Here is a 21696-nt window from a genome sequence, read left to right on the forward strand (position 1 = left end):
ATTTTTGGGGCGGTGGCTGTGATTTAGGCGTCACAGACAACATTCTTCCTATGGGATTCCTGTTTTGCCGTTCGTTTCCGAACGACGGGTGTACAGAGGCGTCACAGGAGAGTTCTCCGACAGGATCCCATCCGCCGCCCCTTTCTTTTTCGGGGACGGGCCGACGGCCAATACGTCACTACATACTAAAGTTTCACCCGGCGGAAGGTTCCGTCCCCGATTGTTCTTGAGACAGGCACACGAAAAAAGCGGCTTCCCGGAGGAGACCGCTTTTTATCGTTTTCGTTGTTTTGTTTACTCGCTGAGCGGGGAAACGCTTACGTAAGATTTTCCTTCGCTCTTCTTGCAGAATTCTACCGTTCCGTCTACGAGTGCGAAGAGCGTGTGGTCCTTGCCCATGCCTACGTTTTCACCGGCGTTGTGCACCGTGCCGCGCTGGCGAACGATGATGTTGCCCGCCTTTGCGAACTGACCGCCGAACAGTTTGATGCCGAGTCGCTTGCTTTCCGACTCGCGGCCGTTCTTCGAACTACCTACACCTTTCTTGTGTGCCATGTTGATTCAGTTTTTAAAGGTTATGCAACGATTTCCTCGACGAGAATCTGCGTCAGGTACTGGCGGTGTCCGTTGCACTTCTGGTAGCCCGTGCGACGTTTCTTTTTGAACACCAGAACCTTGTCATCCTTCAGATGCTTCAGGATCTTGCACTTCACTGCGGCGCCTTTCACTACAGGTGCGCCGACTTTAACCTGACCGTCGTTGTCTGTGAGCAGGACTTTGTCGAAACTTACGGACGAATTTTCTTCGCCCTGAAGACGGTGGACATAAAGTTTCCGACCTTTTTCAGCTTTAAATTGCTGACCTGCAATCTCTACTATAACGTACATTTAAGTCGATTATGTATTTGAACATAAATTCGGAGTGCAAATATACGCATATTTATCTTATAAACAACACAACCTGCAATTTTTTTTGTCCCGGCGCGCCTCTGGCACGGTTTTGGGCGCGGCAGACGCTGCCGGCAAAGCCGGCGGAAGGACATGCACCGAATATTGATTGTTTCCGACGAGGAGTTCCTGCGCGACGTGATCCGGCTTTCGCTCGCCGACATGCAGGCCGACGTGCGCTGCGCATCGGACGTATCCGACATGCAGCGCATGGCCCGGCGCATGCTGTTCGATCTGGTGATCGTCGTGGGGACTTCGGCCTTCTTCTCGGGCTGCGACGTGGTGCGCACGCTGCGCCCCGCCGGCCTCAAACGGCCGCTGGTCTATGTCGTGGCGTGGCAGCACGCCGAACAGACCGTGCTGAGCCTGCTGGAGTGCGGCGTCGACCAGTACATGACCTTTCCCGTAAGCCTCCAGCGATTGCGGACGAAGATCGCCAACGCCTTGAACCGACAGTTATGACCGAAACGCTTCTGATTCTCTATACGGCGCTTGCGGCGGCCGGGACATTCGTCCTGCTGTCGCTGCTCGGCGCGGCCGGACTCCGCGCCCGGAGGCGGCGCAGCCGCGACGCCGTTCTGCGCACGAAATACCTGCGTATCGTGATGCTTTACCTGCTCGCAGGCGAGGGGCCTGCGCCGCGTTTTCCCATGATCCGCCGCGTCGGCGCCCGGCTGCTTCTCGCCGAGACCATCGCCGGACTGGCCGACGTCACCTACGGACTGGACGCCGCGCCCCTGCGGCGCATCGTCGCGGAGTACGGACTCGATGACTGGCTGCTCCGCCGCACGGCCCGCTCCCGGGCCTACCGCCGGGCGCGCTGCCTGCTGCTGCTCTCGCGCCTGCCCGCCGGCGCTGCGGCGGGGGAGCGCGCCGCGCGTTATGCCGCGAGCCGCAACCGTTACGTGCGTTTCCAGTCGCTGATGGTGCGGCTTGCCGCCGACCCTTCGACGGCCCTTCGGCTGATGGCCGAATACCCCGATCCCTTTTCGGCCTGCGAAGTGGGGGAGATCATGGCCGTCCTGCGGCGCGGAATGCTGCCGATCGCCTACGAACCCCTCATCGGGTCGCCAAGCCGCAACCTGCGGATCGTGGGGCTGAACATCGTGCGGCAGTTCGGTATCGAGGAGGCCGAGCGGCTCCTGCTGCGCATCGTGTCCGGGGACGAAAACCCGGAGCTGGTGCGCGAGGCGCTCTATACGCTCTGCGCTCTGCGCCGTCCGCTGACGCGGCGGGCCGTTTCCGGGCGGCTGTCGGCCATGTCCCCCGCCGAACGCAAGGCCCTGCTGCGCTACGTCGTCGCCGAGGGTTATTCCCCGGGACCGCTCCGGCGGCTGCTCGACGAGCGCGAGCGGCCCTATTGCGAATCGCTCGTGCAAACCTATAAACGCAGCCTGGCATGAAGCTGATCCTTCTCCTGCTGTTCGCTGCGACGGCGGCATGCGTGGGCGCGCTGCTGCTGCTCATCTCCCGTGCCCGTGACAAACGGCTGTTGCTGAACGCCGTGCGCAGGGCTTCCAGCGACGCTCCCGACGGTATCGGCATCTCGGTCCTGTGCAGCGGCGTGACGAATGCGGCGCAGATCGAAAATCTCCTCTCCCCCGAATACTCGCGGTACGAGGTGATCGTGGTGCTCGACGCCCGTCGTCACGCCGCGGAATTTGCCGCACTGGTGGCGCGCTACCGCATGATCCGTGTCGAGTGGGCCTGTTCGGGCGAACTCGAAGTCTCGGGCGTCCGTGCGCTGGGGCGTTCGCGCAGGCGGTGTTTCCGGCGGCTGGTGCTCGTCGACCGGGCCTGGGATTCGGAGGCGGGCGATTTCGATGCCGCGGCGTCGGTGGCCGCCTACGACTACCTGCTGCCCGTCCGCACAGGATGCTTCCTGCTGCCCGGGACCGTCGAGCGGCTCGTCGCCGAACTGGGCGAAGGCCGGCCGGGGAGCCTCGACCTCATACGCTCGCCCCTGGGCGAACCTGCCGCCTTGTTGAGCCGCGAGGCGGTGGTCGCGGCCGGCGGTTTCGGGATGCGCCCGCTGCGCGGGATTCCCCGCGGCCGGAGGAGGAGGTTGTGGGAACCCCTGCTGGCCGCGCCGCGCTCCGGGACCCGGATGCCGGGGTGGCTGCGCGGACTGGCTGCGGCGGCGCTTGCCGCGGCCTTCGTCGCCGCTGCGGCAGCGGGGTGGTGGACAGCCGCCGCCGCACTCGCGACCCTTGCGCTGGTCTGGGCCGGCGGGGAGTATGCCGCGCGGCTTGCGGGCGGCGCGGTCCCTTGGGTCCCGGGCAACCTCACGGCATGGAGCCGCCTTTTCAGACATTATTAAGGCACTGAAAATTTTTCGATATCATAAATTCTTGTTACCTTTACCATGGCAATAAAAATTACCGATCCCAAAATACGAGTTACGATGATTAACGACAAGGTGAGAATGTATCTGCTGCCGCCGCTGTTCAATGCGGCAGTCAGAGCCGGAGCCTCGATCATGCACGTTTACAAGAATCTCGACGATTACGACATAAGCCTCAAAGACGATAAAACCCCGATCACGCTGGCCGACCGCGTCGCGCACAAGACCATCCGCGAATACCTCGGTCCCACACGCATCCCGATCCTTTCGGAGGAGGGTCGGGAGATGGGCTACGACGAACGCCGCAACTGGGAGCTGTACTGGCTGGTCGATCCGCTGGACGGCACGGTCGAATTTATCAAAGGCAACAACGAATTTACGGTCAACATCGCCCTGATGGAGAACAACGTCTGCATGGGGGCGGTTATTTATGTTCCCTATTTCGAAAAGATGTACATTGCGGGCCGCGATTCGGGTTCGTACCTCAAGGAGCATATCGCGCCGGACGCCGCTGCGGAGTATACCTACGACGAGATCGTCCGCAATTGGACGCCGCTGCCGCTGGCCGGGGAGGCGCACCACGCTCATCCGCGCGTGGCCCTTTCGCGTTCGCACCAGACGCCCGAGACCCGGGAGCATGTCGCCCGCCTTCGCGAGCGGCATCCCGACCTGGAGATCGTCGAGCAGGGCAGTTCCTATAAGTTCTGCCTGCTGGCCGAAGGCCGCGTCGACTACTACGTCCGCACGACGCACACCTACGAGTGGGACACGGCGGCGGGGGAGCTGATTCTCGCCGAGGCCGGCGGCAGCACCCGCACGCTTCCCGACAGCCGGGAACTGCTCTACAACGAGGAGGACCTCCGCAACCCGTGGTTCGTCTGCCGGTCGAAGTTCTGCAAGCTGTAAAAAAGTAGAGAGGAGCGCCGCTCCTCTCTATTTTCGCTTTTCCGTCCGGGGTTCCTCGATGTCGCAGGCTCCGCAGTTGCCCGAGCAGCCTGCGGGCTGGCTGCCGGAGCAGTCGGCCCCGCCGTCCGCCTCGCGCGTCTCGTGCACGGCGCATTTGATGCCGAGTTTCTGCATATTCTTATTGGTCGAGATCTCCGAGTCGATGTTGTGACCCTTGATCATCAGCGTGAGGGACATGCCCAGTACGAACAGCCCGACGGCGAGGATGGCGCAAAGCAGGACGATTAACCACGTTGGCATAGGATTCCGTTTTTTTACTACCCGAAATTTGGGGTTTCGGGGACAAATGTATACATTTGTAAGATAAATTGCAAAAATGTTGCCCGAATGTTCCGGGCCGACATATTGTGCTGACTAAACAGACGCAACTATGAAAATCGTGATAGCGGGTGCCGGCGAGATGGGCAGTCACCTGGCCCGGATGCTCAGCGGCAACGGCCACGACATCACCATCATCGACAGCGACCAGAAACTGCTCTCCGAGGTGGGCAGCCTGGCCGACGTGATCACCGTCGAGGGCGACTCGACGACCTTCGCCGTGCTGCGCAAGGCTTCGGTGCGCAAGTGCGACCTGTTCATCGCCGTCAACCACGAGGAGAACGACAACGTCGTGGCGGCGATGCTGGCCAAGAAGCTCGGCGCGCGGAAATCCATCGCCCGCATCGACAACAACGAATACCTCGAACCCAACAACAAGGAGATGTTCATCGACATGGGCATCGACTACCTGTTCTACCCCGAGAAGGTGGCGGCCCGCGAGGTGATCAACCTGCTGGGACACACCTCGACCACGGAGTACGTCGATTTTTCGAGCGGCAAGCTTTCGCTCGTGGTTTTCCGCCTCGAACCGGCCTCGCCGCTGGTGGGGGAGGTGCTCACGGGTTTCGACGACGACCAGGCTCCGTTGAGCTACCGCACGGTGGCCATCACGCGCGGCGGGCAGACGATCATTCCGCGCGAGGGCGAACAGTTCATGGAGGGCGACGTGATCTACGTCATCGCCCGCCAGGACGCCGTGCGTGAGGTGATGGAGTTTTCGGGCCAGTCGAACATCGAGATCAAGAACATGATGATCCTCGGCGGTTCGCGCATCGGCATCCGCATCGCCACCGAGCTGCAGGACGAGGTGAACATCAAACTGATCGACTATAACGCCGAGAAGGCCTACCGGCTGGCCGAGACGCTCGACAAGACGCTGATCATCAACGAGGACGGCCGCAACACCGAGGCGATGATGGAGGAGGGGCTTTCGAACATGGACGCCTTCGTGGCCGTGACGGGGCGCAGCGAGACCAACATCCTGGCGGCGATGCTGGCCAAGCGCATGGGGGTCAAGAAGGTGATCGCCGAGGTCGAGAATCTCAATTACATTAACCTCGCCGAGTCGATCGGCATCGACACGATCATCAACAAGAAGCTGGTGACCGCGTCGAACATTTTCCGCTTCACGATGTCGACCGACGTGCAGGCCATCAAGTGCCTGACGGGGAGCGACGCCGAGGTGCTGGAATTCATCGTCAAGCCCAACTCCCCGGCCACGAAGGCGCGGATCAAGGACCTCGGGCTGCCGGAGGATACGATCATCGGCGGCATCGTCCGCGGCGACAAGGTTTTCATCGCCGTCGACAACATGGAAATAATCCCCTACGACCGTGTGGTGGTCTTCGCCATGCCGGGTTCGGTGGGGAAGGTGGGGTATTATTTTAATTAGCGTAATGTCCTTTCGAAACATACTTCTCAAAGCCTGGTTCTCGCAGCGCGAGCGGGCCATCGACCGTTTTCGCCGCCGTCCTGCCGAGACGCAGGCGCGGATGTTCCGGCAGCTGTTGCGCCGGGGGCGCTTCACGGAGTTCGGCGACCGCTACGATTTGCGGCACATCCGTTCGGTGGAGCGGTTCCAGTCGCAGGTGGAGACGTTCGACTACGAGACCTTCAAGCCCTATATCGAACGGATGATGGAGGGCGTGCGGAGCGTCACGGCTCCGGGGCGTGTGTCGCTGTTCGCCCGTTCGTCGGGCACGACTTCCGACAGGAGCAAATACATCCCCGTGACGATGGAGTCGCTGTGGTGGAACCATACGCTGGGCATGCGCGACGTGGCGACGGTCTTTTCGGCCAACAACCCCAGGACCCGTGTCTTCGAGGGCAAGACCCTGACGCTCGGCGGATCGTGCAGCCGCGAGGGTCGCAACCTGGTCGGGGACCTTTCGGCGCTGCTGATCCACGAGACGACCTTCTGGAGCGGGTGGTTCCGGGCGCCGAAGGTCGAGACGGCGATCATCCCCGATTTCGACGAGAAATGCGCCGCCATCTGCCGCGAATGCGTCGGCGAACCGATCACGGCCTTTGCGGGCGTTCCGTCGTGGAACCTCGCGCTGATGCGCCGGGTGCTGGAGTATACGGGTAAGAAAAATCTGCTGGAGGTGTGGCCCGGGCTGGAGATGTTCGCCCACGGGGGCGTGGAGTTCGCGCCCTACCGGACGACGTTCGAGGAGCTGATTCCTTCGGAGAGGATGAAATACATGGAGACCTATAACGCGTCGGAGGGATTTTTCGCCATGGCCGACGATCCGTCGCGCAGCGACATGCTGCTGATGCTGGATTACGGGACCTTCTTCGAGTTCCGCAGCGGGACGCAGATCGTGCCGCTCGAAGGCGTGGAGTGCGGAAAGGTCTACGCCGTGCTGATCACGTCGAACAACGGCCTGTGGCGTTACGAGATCGGCGACACGGTGGAATTTACCTCGACGAACCCTTACCGCATCCGCTTTGCGGGGCGCACACGGCAGTATATCAACGTTTTCGGCGAGGAACTGATCGTCGACAACGCCGAACGCGCGCTGCTGGCCGCCTGCCGGAAGACGGGGGCCGTCGTGAGCGAATACAGCGTCGCGCCGTGCTACATGTCGCTCCGCGAACGGGGCGCACACGAGTGGATTGTGGAGTTCGAACGCGAGCCGGACAGCCTCGAACGCTTCGCCGGGACGCTCGACGGGGAGCTGCGGGCCGTCAATTCGGACTACGACGCCAAGCGGCGGACCACGCTCGAACGCCAGCGCCTGACGGTCGTGGAGCGCGGGCGGTTCCTCGCGTGGATGCGCGCGCGCGGTAAGAACAAGGTTCCGCGGCTGGTCAACGACCGCCGCGTGGCCGACGACATTTTGAAAGTTGAAAGTTGAAAATTTCGGCAGACTTTTCCGCCCGCATTTCGGTCGAAATCCCGGCCGCGCTGCGACAAGTCCTCTCCGGGGGCCGTTTAAGAAACGGCTTTTGGGAATGGAAGCGTGGAATTGAGTCCGAGTGCAGTAGCCTTACATCGCCCCTGAATCCCGGCTTTTAGCCGGGGAGGGTCAGACCTGTAGACGACGCCGGAGGCGGCGGGCATACAAGGGTCGGAGGCGAGAAAACGATTGAAAATATAAAACCCTATACCACTATGTACATAGCCATAGCCGGAAACATCGGGAGCGGCAAGACGACGCTTACCCAGATCCTTACGAAGCGTTACGACGCCAAGTGCTACCTCGAGGAGTGCGACAACCCCTATATCGGCGACTTCTACGAGGACATGAACCGCTGGGCGTTCAACCTTCAGATTTCGTTCCTCGGGAGCCGCATCCAGCAGACGATGGACATGATCTCCGGCTGCAAGTCGGGGGTGATTTTCCAGGACCGCACGATCTACGAGGATGCGCACATCTTCGCCGACAACCTGCATGAAATGGGACTGATGGCCACGCGCGACATCGAGACCTACATGAAGATTTTCCGGCTGGTGACAACGCTCATCCCCAAACCCGACCTGCTGATCTACCTCAAGGCGAGCGTTCCGACGCTCATTTCGCAGATCCGCAAGCGCGGCCGCGAGTACGAGATGAACATCGACGAACTGTACCTCAAGCGGCTGAATAACAAATACAACCACTGGATCGACAACATCTACGAGGGCGAGGTGCTCGTCGTGGACAAGGACCACGAGGATTTCGTCTCGAATCCCGCGGTGCTGGAACGGATCTGCGCGCGTCTCGACGCGCTCAAAGCCAGGGAATAGCGCATGACGCTGCCTGCGAAATTCGTGGAACGGGTCCTGCGCGACCTCGGTGAGACGGAGGGCGCGGCCCTCTGCGCGGCGCTCGACGCGGAGCCGCCGGTGTCGGTGCGGCTGAACCCGGCGAAGACCGGGACGGATAAGGCTTCCGCCGGACCTGATACCGGGTTTTCTGCTCTGGAGGCCATCGGACCTCCCGCTTCGGAGACCGCCGGACTTCCCGCTTTGGAGATCGCCGGGCGCGTGCCGTGGAACCGCGACGGGCGTTACCTCGCCGTGCGCCCGCCCTTCACGCTCGATCCCGATTTCCATGCCGGAGCCTACTACGTCCAGGAGGCTTCGTCGCAGTTCGTGGGGCACCTGCTCGCTGCGGTCCGTACCGAAGGGGCGCGCATCCTCGACCTGTGTGCGGCTCCGGGCGGCAAGACGACGCTCTATGCGTCGCTGGCCGGACCCGACGGGCTGGTCGTCGCCAACGAGATCGACCGCCGCCGCGCCTCGGTGCTGGCGGACAACGTGCGCAAGTGGGGCACGGGCAACGTGGCCGTCACGACCTGCGAGCCGCGTGCGCTGGGCGATTTCGAGGCGTGGTTCGACGTGGTGGCCGTCGATGCCCCCTGCTCGGGCGAGGGGATGTTCCGCAAGGACCCCGACGCCCGCGGCGAGTGGAGCGAAGGCAACGTGAGACAATGCGCCGTGCGGCAGGACGAAATCCTGCGCGAGGCGTGGCGGGCGCTGCGGCCGGGCGGCACGCTCGTGTACAGCACCTGCACGTTCAACCGCGACGAGGACGAAGGTGCGCTGGAGCGGATGGCGGCGTGGGCCGGCGACGAGATCGCCGAGTCGGAAGAAACGGCTGTGGAAGATGCGTGGGGCATCGTCTGCGGTCGTGTCGGAGCGTTCCGTACGTTCCGGTTCTATCCCCACCGGACCTGCGGCGAAGGGTTCTTCGCCGCCGTGGCCCGCAAGTCGTTCGACACCGGGGGCCGCGTGCGTACGCCGAAGGCGCGTCGCACGGTATTTGCGGCCGTGGACCGGAAGACCGCCGGCGAACTGGCCCGCTGGGTGCGGGACCCCGACGGGATGCGCTTCGCCGCGGTGGCCGACACCTGCTATGCGTGGTACGCCGCGCAGACGGATGCGGTCCGCCTGCTTTCCGGGGCGCTGCCCGTGATCTATTCGGGCGTGGCGCTGGGGCAGGTGTTCAAGGGCGTGTTGAAGCCCGATCCCGCGCTGGCCTTTTTCGACGGACTCTGCCGCGGGGCGCTGCCTGTTGCAGAGCTGGACGAAGCGGAGGCGCTGCGCTTCCTGCGCCGGCAGGACGTCGCCGCCGGGGGACTGGCCGAGGGGATGAACCTCGTGTGCTCGCGGGGACATGCGCTGGGATTCGCCAAGCGGATCGGCGCACGGGTGAATAACCTCTATCCCAACTCATTGCGAATTATAAAACGATAGATATGGCCGATAAACTTTTTTATTCGATGGGCGAGGTGGCCGAGATGTTCGACGTCAATACGTCGCTGATCCGCCATTGGGAGTCGCAGTTCAGCATTCTTCGCCCCAAGCGCAACAAGAAAGGCAACCGCCTCTTCTCGCCGGAGGACGTCGAGAATCTCAAGATGATCTACCACCTGGTCAAGGAGCGCGGCATGACGCTCGAAGGGGCCAAGAAGGCGCTCCGGAAAGCGCCCTCCGAGAGCGGCGTGGACCGTGACGCCGAGCTGATGGAGCGGTTGCAGCGTATCCGCGCCCTGCTGGTCGAGGTCCGTGAGGACCTGAAAGCCGGGGAGGGTGAGATCGTGGCGGCTTCGGATGCCGATATGGCCGATGCCGATGCCTCCGCCGCTGCCGCCGATGATACCGCTGCCGCCGCTGAAACGCCCGTGCGCCGCCGCCGGGCCAAGGCCGTGGTGAAGATCGCCGAGCCGTCGGACGCCGCCGGGGATGCCGCCGCGCAGCCTGCCGTCAAACGCACCGTCCGCAAGCCCCGCCGCAAGAAGGAGGAGGTCGAAAACAAGGAGCTGTTCGCCTTCTACGAGCAGTCGTTGTTTTAAGGATTGTTCGTAAAGACGCTCCCGATCCGTGGGGGTATTATGTCGCGAAGCGGCGTTTAAGATTCCGCATTATCGTTCGGAGCGGAAACGGACCGGCTTGAGTCCCGAGTGCCCGGAGCGGAAGGCTGTAAAGGCCTGATCTTACTGCGCCCGCTCAACGAGGGGCGTGGGCCGGTCCCGCGGAGAACGACATGCGGATGGTTTTGGACACCTTTTAACTTCGCTGCGCTCGTTTTCCTCCTTCTGGCGCGGCATAGTCCGCAAGCGGCCTCTACGCGCGCTGCGTGCGTCGGTTGCCACCAAAAGGTGTGAAAAGAGGACCGCGGTGTACCGCGATGAAAAACGATATAAATTATACGTTATGACTATCAAACAGATAACCGATGTCATCGAACGCTTTGCCCCGCTTGAATGGCAGGAATCGTATGACAATGCGGGACTTATCGTCGGCCGCCCCGACGACGAGGTGCACAAGGCCCTGCTGGCCGTGGACGTTACGGAGGAGGTGCTGGACGAGGCCGAAGCCGAAGGGTGCGATCTGGTGATCACGCACCATCCGATCGTCTTCCGCGCGCTCAAGCGGTTCAATTCGGCCGATCCCGTCGAGCGGTGTGTCGAGCGGGCCATCCGCAGCCGAATCGCGCTCTACGCCTGCCACACCAATCTCGACAGCGCCCCCGGGGGCATGAGCTGGCGGCTGGCCGAAATGCTGGGCGTGGGGAACCTCCGGGTACTCCAGCCTTCGGAGGCGGGGGACGGCGCGGGGTTCGGCGCCGTGGGCGAATTGCCGGAAATGGTTGATACCTTGGAATTTATGCGGATCATTCAACGGCGGCTTGAGGTAAGCGTCGTACGGTACAGTGACATAGCTACATCCGAGGTGCGCCGCGTGGCGGTCTGCACCGGGGCCGGGGCCTCGCTGATCGGCGAAGCACGCCGCGCCGGGGCCGACATCTACATCACCGCCGACATGAAGTACAACGACTTCATGACGCCCGATAAGGCCCTCACAGTAGCGGATATAGGCCATTTCGAAAGCGAATATTGCGCAATTCAATTAATATTTGATATTTTATCGAAAAATTTATGTACCTTTGCGGTTCGCAAGAGTGAACGCTCGCGCAATCCGGTAAACTATCTGGTTTAAGTCTAAACTATAAAGACAATATATGGCAACGCAAAAGAAGACGGCCGACGTCGATTATTCGATGCAGGAGAAGATCATGGCGCTCTATGAGCTGCAGAAGATCGACAGCAAAATCGACGAAATCAACAAGGTGAAAGGTGAACTGCCTCTCGAGGTTCAGGATCTCGAGGATGAGATGGCCGGGATGAAAACCCGCATCGAACACATCAACGCCGAGATCGAGGAGCTGAATACGCTGACCAAGCAGCGCAAGCGCGAGGTGGACCAGGCTAAAATCATGATCGGCAACTACAAGGAGCAGCAGAACAACGTGCGCAACAACCGCGAGTTCGACGCCATCACCAAGGAGATCGAGTATCAGGAACTCGAAATCGAGCTGGCCGAGAAGCGCCTGAAGGAGTATTCCGCCGGCGTGAAGGCCAAGAAACTCCAGCTGGAGGAGGCCGAGAACCTCTCCACGGAGCGCGCTGCCGACCTCGCGGCCAAAAAGGCCGAACTGGAGGGCATCGAGGCCGAGACGGCTCCGCTGGTGGCGGAATACGCCGTGCAGGGCGAGCGCGTCAAGGAGAAGATCGACGAACGCCTGCTGTCGGCTTACGACCGCATCCGCCGCAACGTCCGCAACGGACTGGCGGTGGTGACCGTCAAGCGCGACGCCTGCGGGGGCTGCTTCAACCGCATCCCGCCCCAGCGTCAGGTGGACATCCGCCAGGGCAAGAAGATCATCATCTGCGAATACTGCGGACGCATCCTCGTCGCCGATCCCGACGAAGCGCAGGAATAGAGACGATATGAACAGCGAAAAGGCTCCCGGATTTTCCGGGAGCCTTTTCGCTGTTTTTAAATATTTTCGTAAATGCGGAAATGTTAATTTATTAACATTGAAAATCTTTCCGACTTTTGCAAATAATCCTTAACTTTGCAAAGTCGTAATTTCCGGACTTAAATTACTCGCATGAAAATAGCCATAGCTCAGCTGAATTACACGATCGGAGACGTGGACGGCAATGCCTCGAAGATCATCGACTCCATTCACAAAGCGAAATCGCAGTGCGCCGATCTGGTGATTTTTGCCGAGCAGGCCGTGAGCGGAACCCCTGCCTTCGACCTGCTGCGTAAGACGACCTTCCTCGAACTCTGCGAGGACGCCCTGGTCGAAATCGCCTCCTGCTGCGACGGCATCGCCGCCATCGTCGGTCTTCCGATCCTCACGGCGGACGGCACGATCAGCGCCGCGGCGCTGATCCAGGACCGCAAGGTGCTGCGCTACATCGGCAAGAAATACATCACGGCGCGTCGTGAAATGGGTTTCCTGGTCCCGTCGAAAGGCTATGAATACGCCACGATCAAGGGCCACAAATGCGCGATCATCGTGGGCGACGATTTGAGCCGCGAGCGTGACTTCGACCAGTCGGTCGAGACGGTCATTTCGATCAACGCCCGCAAATACGGCAAGGGAACCATGACCTACCGTTACGAGATGATGCGCAACCTGGCTTTCGTCGAGAGCAAGAACCTCGTGCTGGTCAATCAGGTGGGCGGTTCGACCGACATCGTCTACGACGGCACGTCGGGCGCGCTGAACAGCCGCGGAGAACTGGTGCTGATGATGAAGAATTTCGAGGAGGATTTCCGGATTTTCGACACCGACGCCGAAGCGGTGCCGATCACGATCCCCTCGACCTACAACGACCGCACGCGCCTGGTCTACGAGGCGGCCCGCTGCGGACTGCGGGATTTCTTCCGCAAGAACGGCTACCGGAAGGCCTCGATCGGCCTTTCGGGCGGCATCGACTCGGCCGTGGTGGCCTCGATCGCCGCTGATGCACTGGGGGCGGAGAATGTCCGCGCGCTGCTGATGCCCTCGCCCTTCTCGTCCCACGAGTCGGTGGAGGACGCCAAGGAGCTGGCGCGCAACCTCGGCATCGAATACAACGTCATTCCGATCTCGGAAATCTATACCAGCGTGGTGAACACCCTCAAGCCGGTCATCGGCGGCACGGAGTTCGACGCCACGGAGGAGAATATCCAGACGCGCATCCGCACGGTGCTGCTGATGGCCCTCCAGAACAAGACGGACTACATCCTGCTGAACTCCTCGAACAAGAGTGAGAACGCGCTGGGTCTCTGCACCCTGTACGGCGACACGGCGGGCGCTTTCAGCCCCACGGGCGACCTCTACAAGAGCGAAATGTACGACGTGGCACGCTATATCAACCGGACGCAGGGCAACCCGATTCCCGAAAGCATCCTGACCAAGGAACCTTCGTCGGAACTGCATCCCGGGCAGAAGGACAGCGACATTCTGCCGCCCTACGAGGTGGTGGACGCCATCCTGTTCCGCATGATCGAGGAGGGGCAGCACCGCGAGGAGATCGTCAATGCCGGCTTCGACTCGGAGGTGGTGGAGAAGATCCACGCCATGATCATGCGCAACGAGAAGAAACGTTACCAGTTCCCGCCCGTGCTGCGGCTCTCGTCGTGCACGTTCGGACACGAGCGGCTGATGCCCCTCACCAATAAATACGGAGATTAGGGCGTGGCGGATTTGATCGAACACAGCGGCGTGGTGGAACGTACGGAGCGCGACACGGTCTATGTGCGGATCACCTCCCGGAGCGCCTGCGGAACCTGCAAGGCCCGCCAGGCGTGCGGCCTGGCCGAGGCGCAGGACAAGATCGTCGCCGTGGCGACCCCCGAGGCCGGGCAGTATGCCGTCGGCGGGGAGGTGATGGTCGGCGTGCGGCGGAGTGCCGGCGTACGCGCCGTCGTGCTGGCCTATGTCGGTGCGCTGGCCGTCCTGCTGGCCGTTCTGGCCGGGACGATCGCCGTCGCCGGGTGGAGCGAAGGTGCGGGCGCCCTCGCCGCTATTGCGGGCGTGGGCGTTTATTATTTCGTGCTGTGGCTCTTCCGGCGGAAAATCGAACACACAATTCAATTTACAATAACAAAAATCTGATGGAAGTATTACTTTACACGATCCTGACGCTGTGTGCGCTGGGAGTGCTCTCGGCGGTAATCCTCTATTTCGTGGCGCAGAAGTTCCGCGTCGAGGAGGACCCGCGGATCGACGAGGTGGAGAAGATGCTCCCCGGGGCCAACTGCGGCGGCTGCGGATTCGCCGGATGCCGGGGACTGGCCGATGCGCTTGTGAAGCGGGACGACATCTCGGCGCTCTTCTGCCCCGTGGGCGGCGGCGAGACGATGAAGTCCGTGGCCGCGTACCTCGGAAAAGCCGCTGCCGAAAAGCAGCCCGAGGTGGCGACCGTCCGCTGCGGCGGCACGTGCGAGAAGCGTCCCCGCACCAACGAGTACAACGGGGCCAAGTCGTGTGCCGTGGCTGCGTCGCTCTACGTGGGCGAGACGGGCTGCGCGTTCGGCTGTCTCGGCTTCGGCGACTGCGTTGCGGTCTGCGCCTTCGACGCCATTCACATCAACCCGGAAACGGGGCTTCCGGAGGTCGACGCCGACAAGTGCACGGCCTGCGGCGCCTGCGTGAAGGCGTGTCCGAAAATGATCATCGAATTGCGGAAGAAATGGCCCAAGAACCGCGCGGTCTACGTGTCGTGCGTGTCGAAGGATAAGGGAGCCGTGGTGATGAAGGCCTGCAAGGCAGGGTGTATCGGCTGCGGCAAGTGTGTGAAAGTATGCGCTTTCGACGCCATCACCGTGGAGAACAACCTCGCCTACATCGACCCGCAGAAGTGCAAACTCTGCCGCAAGTGTGTGAACGAATGTCCCACGGGAGCCATCCGGCTCGTCGGCATGGACCCGCTGCCCAAAGCCCCGAAGGCCGCTCCGGCAGCCCCCGCCGCTCCGAAGGCCGAAGCGGCTCCGAAAACTGAATCCGCACCCGCCGCTCCGAAGGCCGAATCCGTTCCGGCTCCCGCTGCGCCGAAGGCCGAAACGGCTCCCAAGGCCGAAGCCACGCCTGCTGCTAACAAAGAATCGTAAAAAAGGAATTCCAACTATGAAGACATTTCCAATGGGCGGAGTCCATCCGTCGGAAAATAAGTTGAGCTGCGCCAAGCCGATCGAGGTACTGCCGCTGCCCGACGTGGTGACGATTCCCCTCGCACAGCACATCGGTGCCCCGGCAGTAGCCAAGGTCGCCAAAGGCGACAAGGTGCTCACGGGCCAGCTCATCGCCGAAGCCGGCAGTTTCATGTCGGCCAACATTCACTCCCCGGTGTCGGGTACGGTGACGGCTGTCGATATGGCCGTCAACGGCCAGGGTCTGCGCCAGATGATGATCACCATCAAGCGCGAGGGCGACGACTGGGTCGAGGGCATCGACCGTTCGGACGCGCTGGTGAAGGTCTGCCCTTTCTCGGCGCAGGAGATCATCGCCAAGATCAAGGACGCCGGCATCGTCGGCATGGGCGGCGCGACGTTCCCCACGCACGTGAAACTTTCGGTGCCTCCCGGAAAGAAGGCCGAAGTCGTCATCATCAACGGTGTGGAGTGCGAGCCGTACCTCACTTCCGACCACCGCACAATGCTGGAGCACGGCGAGGAGCTGGTGATGGGCGTTACGATCCTGATGAAGGCCGTGGGCGTCGGGAAGGCGTGCATCGGTATCGAGAACAACAAGCCCGACGCCATTGCGCTCCTTCGGCGGATCGTGGCCGGGTATTCGGGCATCGAGGTCGTGCCTCTGAAGGTGATGTATCCGCAGGGCGGTGAGAAACAGCTGATCGCGGCCGTCACGGGACGTCAGGTCCCGCCTCCGCCCGCACTGCCGATCGACGTGGGAGCCGTGGTGTGCAACGCCTCGACGGCATTGGCGGTCTACCAGGCCGTGCTGAAGAACAAACCGCTGATCGAGCGCGTGGTGACCGTCACCGGCAAGAGCGTGAAGGAGCCGAAGAACCTGCTGACCCGTATGGGGACGCCGGTCTCGGCGCTGCTGGAGGCCGCGGGAGGCCTTCCCGAGGATGCCGGCAAGGTGATCAACGGCGGTCCGATGATGGGCCGGGCGATGGTCAACCTCGACTCGCCCGTGACGAAGGGCTGCTCGGGAATCACCGTCATGTCGGGCCGCGACGCACAGCGCCGCGAGGCGACGCAGTGCATCAAGTGCGCCAAGTGCGTCTCCGCCTGCCCGATGGGACTGGAACCCTATTACCTCTCGAAGATGACCCAGAAGAAGGGCTGGGACGAACTGGAAACGCTGATGATCACCTCGTGCATCGAGTGCGGCTGCTGCCAGTCGACGTGTCCGGCCTATCTGCCGCTGCTGGACTGGGTGCGCCTCGGCAAGCAGACCGTGATGGGCCTGATCCGCGCACGAGCCGCCGCAGCACCTAAAAAGTAAATGAAAAAACAGTATAGATATGGCTAATAAACTCATTGTGGCTCCCGCACCCCATGTGCAGACGGCCCAGTCGACGACCCGGATCATGCGCGATGTCGTGATCGCGCTGATGCCCGCGCTGGTCGTGTCGACGGTGGTCTTCGGACTGGACGTGCTGCGCGTTACGGCCCTTTCCGTGGTGTCGTGCGTGGTGATCGAGTACCTGATTCAGAAATTCATGGTCCGCGGCGCGACCACCGTCGGCAACTGGTCGGCCGTGGTGACCGGCGTGCTGCTCGCCTTCAACCTCCCGGCGTCGATTCCCTGGTGGATCGTCGTGATGGGCGCTTTCGTGGCCATCGCCGTCGCCAAGATGACCTTCGGCGGCCTGGGCAAGAACCCCTTCAACCCCGCGCTGGTGGGACGCGTGTTCCTGCTGATCGCCTATCCGGTGCAGATGACTACCTGGCCTCTGCCCGTGAACGGCTCGTTCGACGCCCTTTCGGGCGCCACGCCGCTGGCGGCCGTGAAAAACGGCGCGTGTCCCAATGTGCTCGACGTGCAGGATTTGGTGCTGGGCAACATTCCCGGTTCGCTGGGCGAGGTGGCCGCTGCGGCCTTGCTGTGCGGATTCGTCTACCTGCTGTGGCGGCGCGTGATCACGTGGCATATTCCCGTGACGGTGCTCGTGACGATGGCCGTGTTCGCCTTGGCCGTCGCGCTGGCGGGCGGCAAGACCGGAGCCTGGCTGTGGTCGGCTCCGCTGTTCCACGTGCTGGCGGGCGGTGCGATGCTCGGCGCGATCTTCATGGCCACGGACTATTCGACCTCGCCGATGACCGTCCGGGGCGGTGTGATCTTCGCCGTGGGAATCGGACTGATCACCATGTGCATCCGTTTGTGGGGCGCTTATCCCGAGGGCATGTCGTTTGCGATCCTGATCATGAACGCCTGCGTGCCCCTGATCAACAAATATGTCAAACCCAAGCGCTTCGGCGTGAAATAGAGGAGGTGACAGCATGAAAAGTACACTTTTGAACATGACGGCCGTCCTCTTCGGCATCACACTCGTGGCTTCGGCCGGAGTGGGCTTCGTCAATATGATTACCGTGGAGCCGATCGCGGCGGCCAAGGAGGCCGCGACGCTGGCAGCCCTGAACGAGGTGCTTCCCGCGTTCGACGCCACGACGACCGAGGAACTGACCATCGACGACATGCCGATCACGGTCTACACGGCGACGGCCGGGGGCAGCGTGAGCGGCTATGCCGTGCAGTCGATGACCAAGCAGGGCTTCGGCGGCGTGGTGCGCCTGATGGTGGGCTTCACGCCCGAGGGCGAAGTCGTGAACGTCAACGTGTTGGAGCAGACCGAGACCCCGGGTCTCGGCACCAAGATGGCCGACGAAGGCAACGTCCTGCTCGGCAGCGTCAAGGGGCAGAAGCTCGAAGAGAAGAAACTTGTGGACGGCCGACTGGCCGTGAAGAAGGACGGCGGCGACGTCGACGCGCTGACCGCCGCGACGATTTCGTCGCGCGCCTATGTCGACGCGATCAACCGTGCATGGATGGCTTACAAGAGCGTGGCGACGGGCGAAGCCCCGACGGACGTAGCATCCGGAGCGACGACGGCCGCCGCCGAACAAACCAACGAGCCTGCGGCTCAGGAAGGAGGTCAAAATGAATAAACTGCAAATTATATCGAGCGGTATCGTCAGGAACAACCCGACGTTCGTGCTGGTGCTGGGCATGTGCCCCACGCTGGGTACGACGACTTCGGCCGAAAACGGCATGGGCATGGGGCTGGCGACGATGGCCGTGCTGATCATGTCGAACCTCGTGATTTCGCTGATCAAGAACATCATTCCCGACAAGGTCCGCATCCCGGCGTTCATCGTCGTGATCGCCTCGTTCGTGACCATTATCCAGATGCTGATGCAGGCCTATGTGCCGGCGCTGTACGGCGCGCTGGGCGTCTTCATCCCGCTGATCGTGGTGAACTGCATCATCCTCGGCCGTGCCGAGGCCTTCGCGTCGAAGAACTCCCCGCTGGATTCGATCCTCGACGGCGTGGGTATCGGCCTGGGCTTCACGCTGGCGCTGACTGTGATCGGTGCCGTGCGCGAGATCCTGGGCAGCGGCGCCATCTTCGGCGTCAGCCTCGGCTTTGCGGACGTCGCGCCGCTGATCTTCGTGCTGGCCCCGGGAGCGTTCCTGGTGCTGGGCTATCTGATGGTATTGTTTAACAAATTAGCCAAGAAATAGTTATGGAGCTTTCCTATTTTGCAATCATCATCGGCGCCATCTTCGTCAACAACGTCGTGCTGGCGCAGTTCCTCGGCATCTGTCCCTTCCTGGGCGTGTCGTCGAAAGTCGAGACTTCGCTGGGCATGGGAGCCGCCGTAACCTTCGTGATGGCCATTGCGGCCGTCGTGGCATGGCTGATTCAGACCTACGTCCTCGTGCCGCTGGACATCGTCTACATGCAGACGATCGTCTTTATCCTCGTGATCGCGGCCCTCGTGCAGATGGTAGAGATCATGCTCAAGAAACTCTCGCCGTCGCTCTATCAGGCGCTGGGTATCTTCCTGCCCCTGATCACCACCAACTGCGCCGTGCTGGGCGTCGCGATCCTGATGATCCAGAAGGAGTTCAACCTGTTGCAGAGCGTCACTTACTCGGTGGCCACGGCCCTCGGTTTCGCCCTCGCGCTGGTGCTCTTCGCGGGTATCCGCGAGCGTCTCGATTTCGAGGACGTGCCCAAGGCGTTCAAAGGCATTCCCATCGCGCTGATCACGGCCGGGATTTTGGCCATGGCGTTTATGGGATTCTCCGGCCTGGTATAGTTTTCGATGATTGCGGCGCACCTGCCGCACATCCCTTAAATCCCCGAATGGGACGTACTTCAGTACTACCCATCCGGGGATTTTTCACGATGCACGGCATCTGCACCGCACTGATCGTAAAACGGGTTTCGGGGTCGGTGTGCATGCCGCTTCGGTTGCGGTCGGATTCAGTTGAAGTCGATAAGGAGATGCGTCGCCCAGAAAGGGTTGGGGGCTTCGCCCGGCAGGGGAAGGGGAGGAGCGAGTTCACCGGGAAAGAGCGTCCGCAGGGCATACCCGGCCTCCCCGGTGCGTTCGAGGACCAGTTGGCAGGTGCCGGTGGTTATCGTGCGGGAGGTGCGGACCGTGCGGACCGGGCATCCGTTGCGCAGGATGCTGCGGACCGTAGCCCGCTCGGCGGACGTCAGCTCCGAATCTGACGCCAGTCCGCTCGTTCCGACGGGTTCGTCGTAGCGGAACGACAGGCGCACCCGGCCGTCGGCTTCGGGGCGCAGGGCGGTGAAGGACCCGGGGAAATCCCGTTGCAGCCGTGCGACGGCTTCCTCCGGAGACCGGGCGAAAGAACGGAGGAATTTGGACCCCGGCATGCGTAACTGGCCGTCGATCTCCTCGTCGGTAAATCCCGCCCGGCGCAGGCTGCCGCGCAGCGGCTCGTCCGCCGCTTCGAAATGGGCCAGGACGTGGAAAAGCGCTTCGGGCGAGTGGGATATTCGTTCCATGTCCGATCAGGATTTGTTGCGCCGGTAATGCCAGACGGAGATGCTTGTGATCACGATTGCGGAGAGCAGGAGCGCGGCGAAAATCCGGAACGGGGCCGTGCCGCTTTCCCAGCCGAAATAATCCTTGACCAGCGACGCGCCGTCGTAGGTCGCCGAGCAGACGGTCAGCATCGTCAGGAAAAGGATAAGGCCCGCCAGCCGCCGCTCCGAGTTCTTTTCGAGACGTTCGGCCTCCTGTTCGAGGTGGCGGTGCAGTTGTTCGCGCTCGGTGGCGATGTCCAGCCCGGTGTCGATGGCCCGGTAGATGAGCTGCGGCAGGAAGTTGTAGGAGATGTTCGAGAAGGCGTACCAATGCTCCTGTTCCTTCATTTTGTGGAGCAGCCGGATGGACTTCCGGTCGTTGGTGTCCGAGCGGAATTGCCGGTTGACGACGAAGAGCAGCGTCTTCTGGTAAAGCGCATGGATGTAGATCAGCCGGAAATAGCTGTTGGGCCATACCCACATCTGCGCGGCCGTGCGGCCTTTTGCAACCACGGTGAAACTGTCGACCAGCGCCAGCGCTTTCCAGTCGCGGAATGCCGAAACCGTGTGGCTGCGGATGATCCGGTCGTAATACTCTTGGGAGGGGGAATATTCGTGTTTGTGGTCGGCGACGCAGCCGACGGGACTCAAGGTTCCCAGTTCGAAGAGCAGTTCGTCCGAGAAGTCGTCCAAAATGAAGATCTGGAAACATTTCAGTTTGTTGCCCGTGAGGGTCAGGCCGGAGAAACGTCCCTGGCGCGGGGATTCGGCCGACGGCCGGGGAGGGCACAGCCGCAGGATCTCTTCCAGCAGGCCGAGGTACTCCGGGGCGTCGATCTGCGATTTTGGAATCCCCTGCTCTACGGTCTCATAGCAGGAGGTTTCGCGCAGAATGCCGTGTGCGGCGATCAGCGTGTCGAGCGTCGTTTCAGGCTCCTCGGCGATCTCCATGGCGAAGAGGCAGATGTCGTAGGGGAAGAAGAAGAGGTGGAACCGGCACAGCCTGAAGGCGTATTTCTCGGCGGGGAGCTTGGGATGGCGCAGCGTGCAGAGCCGGTCGGTCTCCAGGGTCAGGTGAGCCGTGCCGGCGTAGACCGCCCCCGAGGTCTGTCCGTCGACCTGCATGAGCGAATCGATGAAACTCTCGTAATAGATGCTGCTGAGCCGTTCGTAGGCCTCGCGGGACAGCGGCTTCTCCGCCTGCCACCGTTTGTCGGCGGACAGCACTTCGGAAGCGCGCCCGACGGCGGCGAGGTGGCCGCAGAAAAAGGTATGCGCGTAATGCAGTTTGTTATCCATGGATCGTTGTGG

At 61.9% G+C, this 21696-nt stretch carries 24 protein-coding genes; 19 read left to right on the forward strand and 5 right to left on the reverse strand.

Features of this window, described 5'->3' with window-relative positions:
* Positions 1–294: 294 nt before the first annotated feature.
* Both rpmA and rplU read right to left on the reverse strand, forming a co-directional pair.
* Positions 295–555 carry a 50S ribosomal protein L27 gene (gene rpmA, locus ACGHP5_RS12420; protein ID WP_290533924.1) on the reverse strand — a complete coding sequence of 87 codons (261 nt, stop codon included), beginning with the start codon at positions 553–555 and terminating at the stop codon, positions 295–297.
* A 20-nt stretch (positions 556–575) separates the two neighbouring features.
* Positions 576–887 carry a 50S ribosomal protein L21 gene (gene rplU, locus ACGHP5_RS12425; protein WP_015546709.1) on the reverse strand — a complete coding sequence of 104 codons (312 nt, stop codon included), beginning with the start codon at positions 885–887 and terminating at the stop codon, positions 576–578.
* A 153-nt stretch (positions 888–1040) separates the two neighbouring features.
* On the opposite strand from rplU, the gene ACGHP5_RS12430 reads away from it, so the two are divergent.
* The 4 genes from ACGHP5_RS12430 (at position 1041) to ACGHP5_RS12445 (ending at position 4197) form a co-directional block, all read left to right on the forward strand.
* Entirely contained in the window at positions 1041–1409 is a 369-nt protein-coding gene (locus tag ACGHP5_RS12430; protein ID WP_290533923.1) for a response regulator transcription factor, read from the forward strand.
* Positions 1406–2350: a hypothetical protein gene (locus ACGHP5_RS12435; RefSeq protein WP_290533922.1), complete on the forward strand. Its 945-nt coding sequence runs from the start codon at positions 1406–1408 to the stop codon at positions 2348–2350. The genes ACGHP5_RS12430 and ACGHP5_RS12435 overlap by 4 nt, the downstream gene beginning before the upstream one ends.
* Positions 2347–3267, forward strand: a complete 921-nt coding sequence (locus ACGHP5_RS12440; protein ID WP_295902184.1) for a hypothetical protein — start codon at positions 2347–2349, stop codon at positions 3265–3267. The genes ACGHP5_RS12435 and ACGHP5_RS12440 overlap by 4 nt, the downstream gene beginning before the upstream one ends.
* A gap of 84 nt (positions 3268–3351) precedes the next feature.
* Complete coding sequence (locus tag ACGHP5_RS12445; RefSeq protein ID WP_290533920.1) at positions 3352–4197, forward strand: 3'(2'),5'-bisphosphate nucleotidase CysQ; 846 nt, start codon at positions 3352–3354, stop codon at positions 4195–4197.
* A 27-nt stretch (positions 4198–4224) separates the two neighbouring features.
* On the opposite strand, the gene ACGHP5_RS12450 is transcribed toward ACGHP5_RS12445, so the two are convergent.
* Positions 4225–4497 carry a hypothetical protein gene (locus tag ACGHP5_RS12450; protein ID WP_290533919.1) on the reverse strand — a complete coding sequence of 91 codons (273 nt, stop codon included), beginning with the start codon at positions 4495–4497 and terminating at the stop codon, positions 4225–4227.
* A 130-nt stretch (positions 4498–4627) separates the two neighbouring features.
* Between ACGHP5_RS12450 and trkA the strand changes: the two genes are divergently transcribed.
* The 15 genes from trkA (at position 4628) to rsxA (ending at position 19645) form a co-directional block, all read left to right on the forward strand.
* On the forward strand, positions 4628–5968 hold the full coding sequence (gene trkA / locus ACGHP5_RS12455) for a Trk system potassium transporter TrkA (protein WP_295902190.1): 1341 nt from the start codon (positions 4628–4630) through the stop codon (positions 5966–5968).
* Between the two features lie 4 nt (positions 5969–5972).
* Positions 5973–7436, forward strand: a complete 1464-nt coding sequence (locus tag ACGHP5_RS12460; RefSeq protein WP_290533651.1) for a GH3 auxin-responsive promoter family protein — start codon at positions 5973–5975, stop codon at positions 7434–7436.
* Between the two features lie 257 nt (positions 7437–7693).
* Positions 7694–8308 carry a deoxynucleoside kinase gene (locus ACGHP5_RS12465; protein ID WP_290533650.1) on the forward strand — a complete coding sequence of 205 codons (615 nt, stop codon included), beginning with the start codon at positions 7694–7696 and terminating at the stop codon, positions 8306–8308.
* A gap of 3 nt (positions 8309–8311) precedes the next feature.
* A complete protein-coding gene (locus ACGHP5_RS12470; protein WP_390567050.1) occupies positions 8312–9760 on the forward strand; it encodes an rRNA cytosine-C5-methylase in 1449 nt (482 codons plus the stop codon).
* A 2-nt stretch (positions 9761–9762) separates the two neighbouring features.
* Complete coding sequence (locus ACGHP5_RS12475) at positions 9763–10359, forward strand: MerR family transcriptional regulator (RefSeq protein ID WP_390567052.1); 597 nt, start codon at positions 9763–9765, stop codon at positions 10357–10359.
* 361 nt (positions 10360–10720) lie between these two features.
* Positions 10721–11506 carry a Nif3-like dinuclear metal center hexameric protein gene (locus ACGHP5_RS12480; protein WP_290533647.1) on the forward strand — a complete coding sequence of 262 codons (786 nt, stop codon included), beginning with the start codon at positions 10721–10723 and terminating at the stop codon, positions 11504–11506.
* Positions 11507–11528: 22 nt separating this feature from the next.
* Positions 11529–12290, forward strand: a complete 762-nt coding sequence (locus ACGHP5_RS12485; protein WP_290533646.1) for a zinc ribbon domain-containing protein — start codon at positions 11529–11531, stop codon at positions 12288–12290.
* Between the two features lie 171 nt (positions 12291–12461).
* The gene (locus ACGHP5_RS12490; protein WP_290533645.1) at positions 12462–14042 is read left to right on the forward strand and encodes an NAD+ synthase; all 1581 of its coding nucleotides are present in this window, start codon (positions 12462–12464) and stop codon (positions 14040–14042) included.
* A gap of 3 nt (positions 14043–14045) precedes the next feature.
* The gene (locus tag ACGHP5_RS12495; RefSeq protein WP_290533644.1) at positions 14046–14465 is read left to right on the forward strand and encodes a SoxR reducing system RseC family protein; all 420 of its coding nucleotides are present in this window, start codon (positions 14046–14048) and stop codon (positions 14463–14465) included.
* A complete protein-coding gene (locus tag ACGHP5_RS12500) occupies positions 14465–15460 on the forward strand; it encodes a Fe-S cluster domain-containing protein (protein ID WP_290533643.1) in 996 nt (331 codons plus the stop codon). Before ACGHP5_RS12495 ends, ACGHP5_RS12500 begins: the two co-directional genes overlap by 1 nt.
* 16 nt (positions 15461–15476) lie before the next feature.
* Entirely contained in the window at positions 15477–16823 is a 1347-nt protein-coding gene (gene rsxC / locus ACGHP5_RS12505) for an electron transport complex subunit RsxC (RefSeq protein WP_390567056.1), read from the forward strand.
* A gap of 19 nt (positions 16824–16842) precedes the next feature.
* Positions 16843–17808, forward strand: coding sequence for an RnfABCDGE type electron transport complex subunit D (locus ACGHP5_RS12510; RefSeq protein WP_390567058.1), 966 nt, complete (start codon positions 16843–16845; stop codon positions 17806–17808).
* A gap of 13 nt (positions 17809–17821) precedes the next feature.
* Positions 17822–18487, forward strand: a complete 666-nt coding sequence (locus ACGHP5_RS12515) for an RnfABCDGE type electron transport complex subunit G (protein ID WP_290533640.1) — start codon at positions 17822–17824, stop codon at positions 18485–18487.
* Positions 18480–19064 (forward strand): RnfABCDGE type electron transport complex subunit E, encoded by a 585-nt coding sequence (locus tag ACGHP5_RS12520; RefSeq protein WP_290533639.1) that lies wholly within the window; start codon positions 18480–18482, stop codon positions 19062–19064. Before ACGHP5_RS12515 ends, ACGHP5_RS12520 begins: the two co-directional genes overlap by 8 nt.
* A gap of 2 nt (positions 19065–19066) precedes the next feature.
* Positions 19067–19645 (forward strand): electron transport complex subunit RsxA, encoded by a 579-nt coding sequence (gene rsxA, locus ACGHP5_RS12525; protein ID WP_015546724.1) that lies wholly within the window; start codon positions 19067–19069, stop codon positions 19643–19645.
* A gap of 167 nt (positions 19646–19812) precedes the next feature.
* Here rsxA and ACGHP5_RS12530 read toward each other — a convergent pair whose 3' ends face one another.
* Both ACGHP5_RS12530 and ACGHP5_RS12535 read right to left on the reverse strand, forming a co-directional pair.
* The gene (locus tag ACGHP5_RS12530) at positions 19813–20364 is read right to left on the reverse strand and encodes a hypothetical protein (RefSeq protein ID WP_390567061.1); all 552 of its coding nucleotides are present in this window, start codon (positions 20362–20364) and stop codon (positions 19813–19815) included.
* 6 nt (positions 20365–20370) lie between these two features.
* Entirely contained in the window at positions 20371–21684 is a 1314-nt protein-coding gene (locus ACGHP5_RS12535; RefSeq protein ID WP_337772598.1) for a hypothetical protein, read from the reverse strand.
* Positions 21685–21696: the final 12 nt, after the last annotated feature.

This window comes from Alistipes sp. i18-0019-D1, from assembly GCF_042852885.1.
Taxonomy (GTDB): domain Bacteria; phylum Bacteroidota; class Bacteroidia; order Bacteroidales; family Rikenellaceae; genus Alistipes.

Coding starts and splice junctions, on each gene's coding strand:
- rpmA (WP_290533924.1), bottom strand. CDS start 555: ATGGCACACAAGAAAGGTGTAGGTAGTTCGAAGAACGGCCGCGAGTCG.
- rplU (WP_015546709.1), bottom strand. CDS start 887: ATGTACGTTATAGTAGAGATTGCAGGTCAGCAATTTAAAGCTGAAAAA.
- ACGHP5_RS12430 (WP_290533923.1), top strand. CDS start 1,041: ATGCACCGAATATTGATTGTTTCCGACGAGGAGTTCCTGCGCGACGTG.
- ACGHP5_RS12435 (WP_290533922.1), top strand. CDS start 1,406: ATGACCGAAACGCTTCTGATTCTCTATACGGCGCTTGCGGCGGCCGGG.
- ACGHP5_RS12440 (WP_295902184.1), top strand. CDS start 2,347: ATGAAGCTGATCCTTCTCCTGCTGTTCGCTGCGACGGCGGCATGCGTG.
- ACGHP5_RS12445 (WP_290533920.1), top strand. CDS start 3,352: ATGATTAACGACAAGGTGAGAATGTATCTGCTGCCGCCGCTGTTCAAT.
- ACGHP5_RS12450 (WP_290533919.1), bottom strand. CDS start 4,497: ATGCCAACGTGGTTAATCGTCCTGCTTTGCGCCATCCTCGCCGTCGGG.
- trkA (WP_295902190.1), top strand. CDS start 4,628: ATGAAAATCGTGATAGCGGGTGCCGGCGAGATGGGCAGTCACCTGGCC.
- ACGHP5_RS12460 (WP_290533651.1), top strand. CDS start 5,973: ATGTCCTTTCGAAACATACTTCTCAAAGCCTGGTTCTCGCAGCGCGAG.
- ACGHP5_RS12465 (WP_290533650.1), top strand. CDS start 7,694: ATGTACATAGCCATAGCCGGAAACATCGGGAGCGGCAAGACGACGCTT.
- ACGHP5_RS12470 (WP_390567050.1), top strand. CDS start 8,312: ATGACGCTGCCTGCGAAATTCGTGGAACGGGTCCTGCGCGACCTCGGT.
- ACGHP5_RS12475 (WP_390567052.1), top strand. CDS start 9,763: ATGGCCGATAAACTTTTTTATTCGATGGGCGAGGTGGCCGAGATGTTC.
- ACGHP5_RS12480 (WP_290533647.1), top strand. CDS start 10,721: ATGACTATCAAACAGATAACCGATGTCATCGAACGCTTTGCCCCGCTT.
- ACGHP5_RS12485 (WP_290533646.1), top strand. CDS start 11,529: ATGGCAACGCAAAAGAAGACGGCCGACGTCGATTATTCGATGCAGGAG.
- ACGHP5_RS12490 (WP_290533645.1), top strand. CDS start 12,462: ATGAAAATAGCCATAGCTCAGCTGAATTACACGATCGGAGACGTGGAC.
- ACGHP5_RS12500 (WP_290533643.1), top strand. CDS start 14,465: ATGGAAGTATTACTTTACACGATCCTGACGCTGTGTGCGCTGGGAGTG.
- rsxC (WP_390567056.1), top strand. CDS start 15,477: ATGAAGACATTTCCAATGGGCGGAGTCCATCCGTCGGAAAATAAGTTG.
- ACGHP5_RS12510 (WP_390567058.1), top strand. CDS start 16,843: ATGGCTAATAAACTCATTGTGGCTCCCGCACCCCATGTGCAGACGGCC.
- ACGHP5_RS12515 (WP_290533640.1), top strand. CDS start 17,822: ATGAAAAGTACACTTTTGAACATGACGGCCGTCCTCTTCGGCATCACA.
- ACGHP5_RS12520 (WP_290533639.1), top strand. CDS start 18,480: ATGAATAAACTGCAAATTATATCGAGCGGTATCGTCAGGAACAACCCG.
- rsxA (WP_015546724.1), top strand. CDS start 19,067: ATGGAGCTTTCCTATTTTGCAATCATCATCGGCGCCATCTTCGTCAAC.
- ACGHP5_RS12530 (WP_390567061.1), bottom strand. CDS start 20,364: ATGGAACGAATATCCCACTCGCCCGAAGCGCTTTTCCACGTCCTGGCC.
- ACGHP5_RS12535 (WP_337772598.1), bottom strand. CDS start 21,684: ATGGATAACAAACTGCATTACGCGCATACCTTTTTCTGCGGCCACCTC.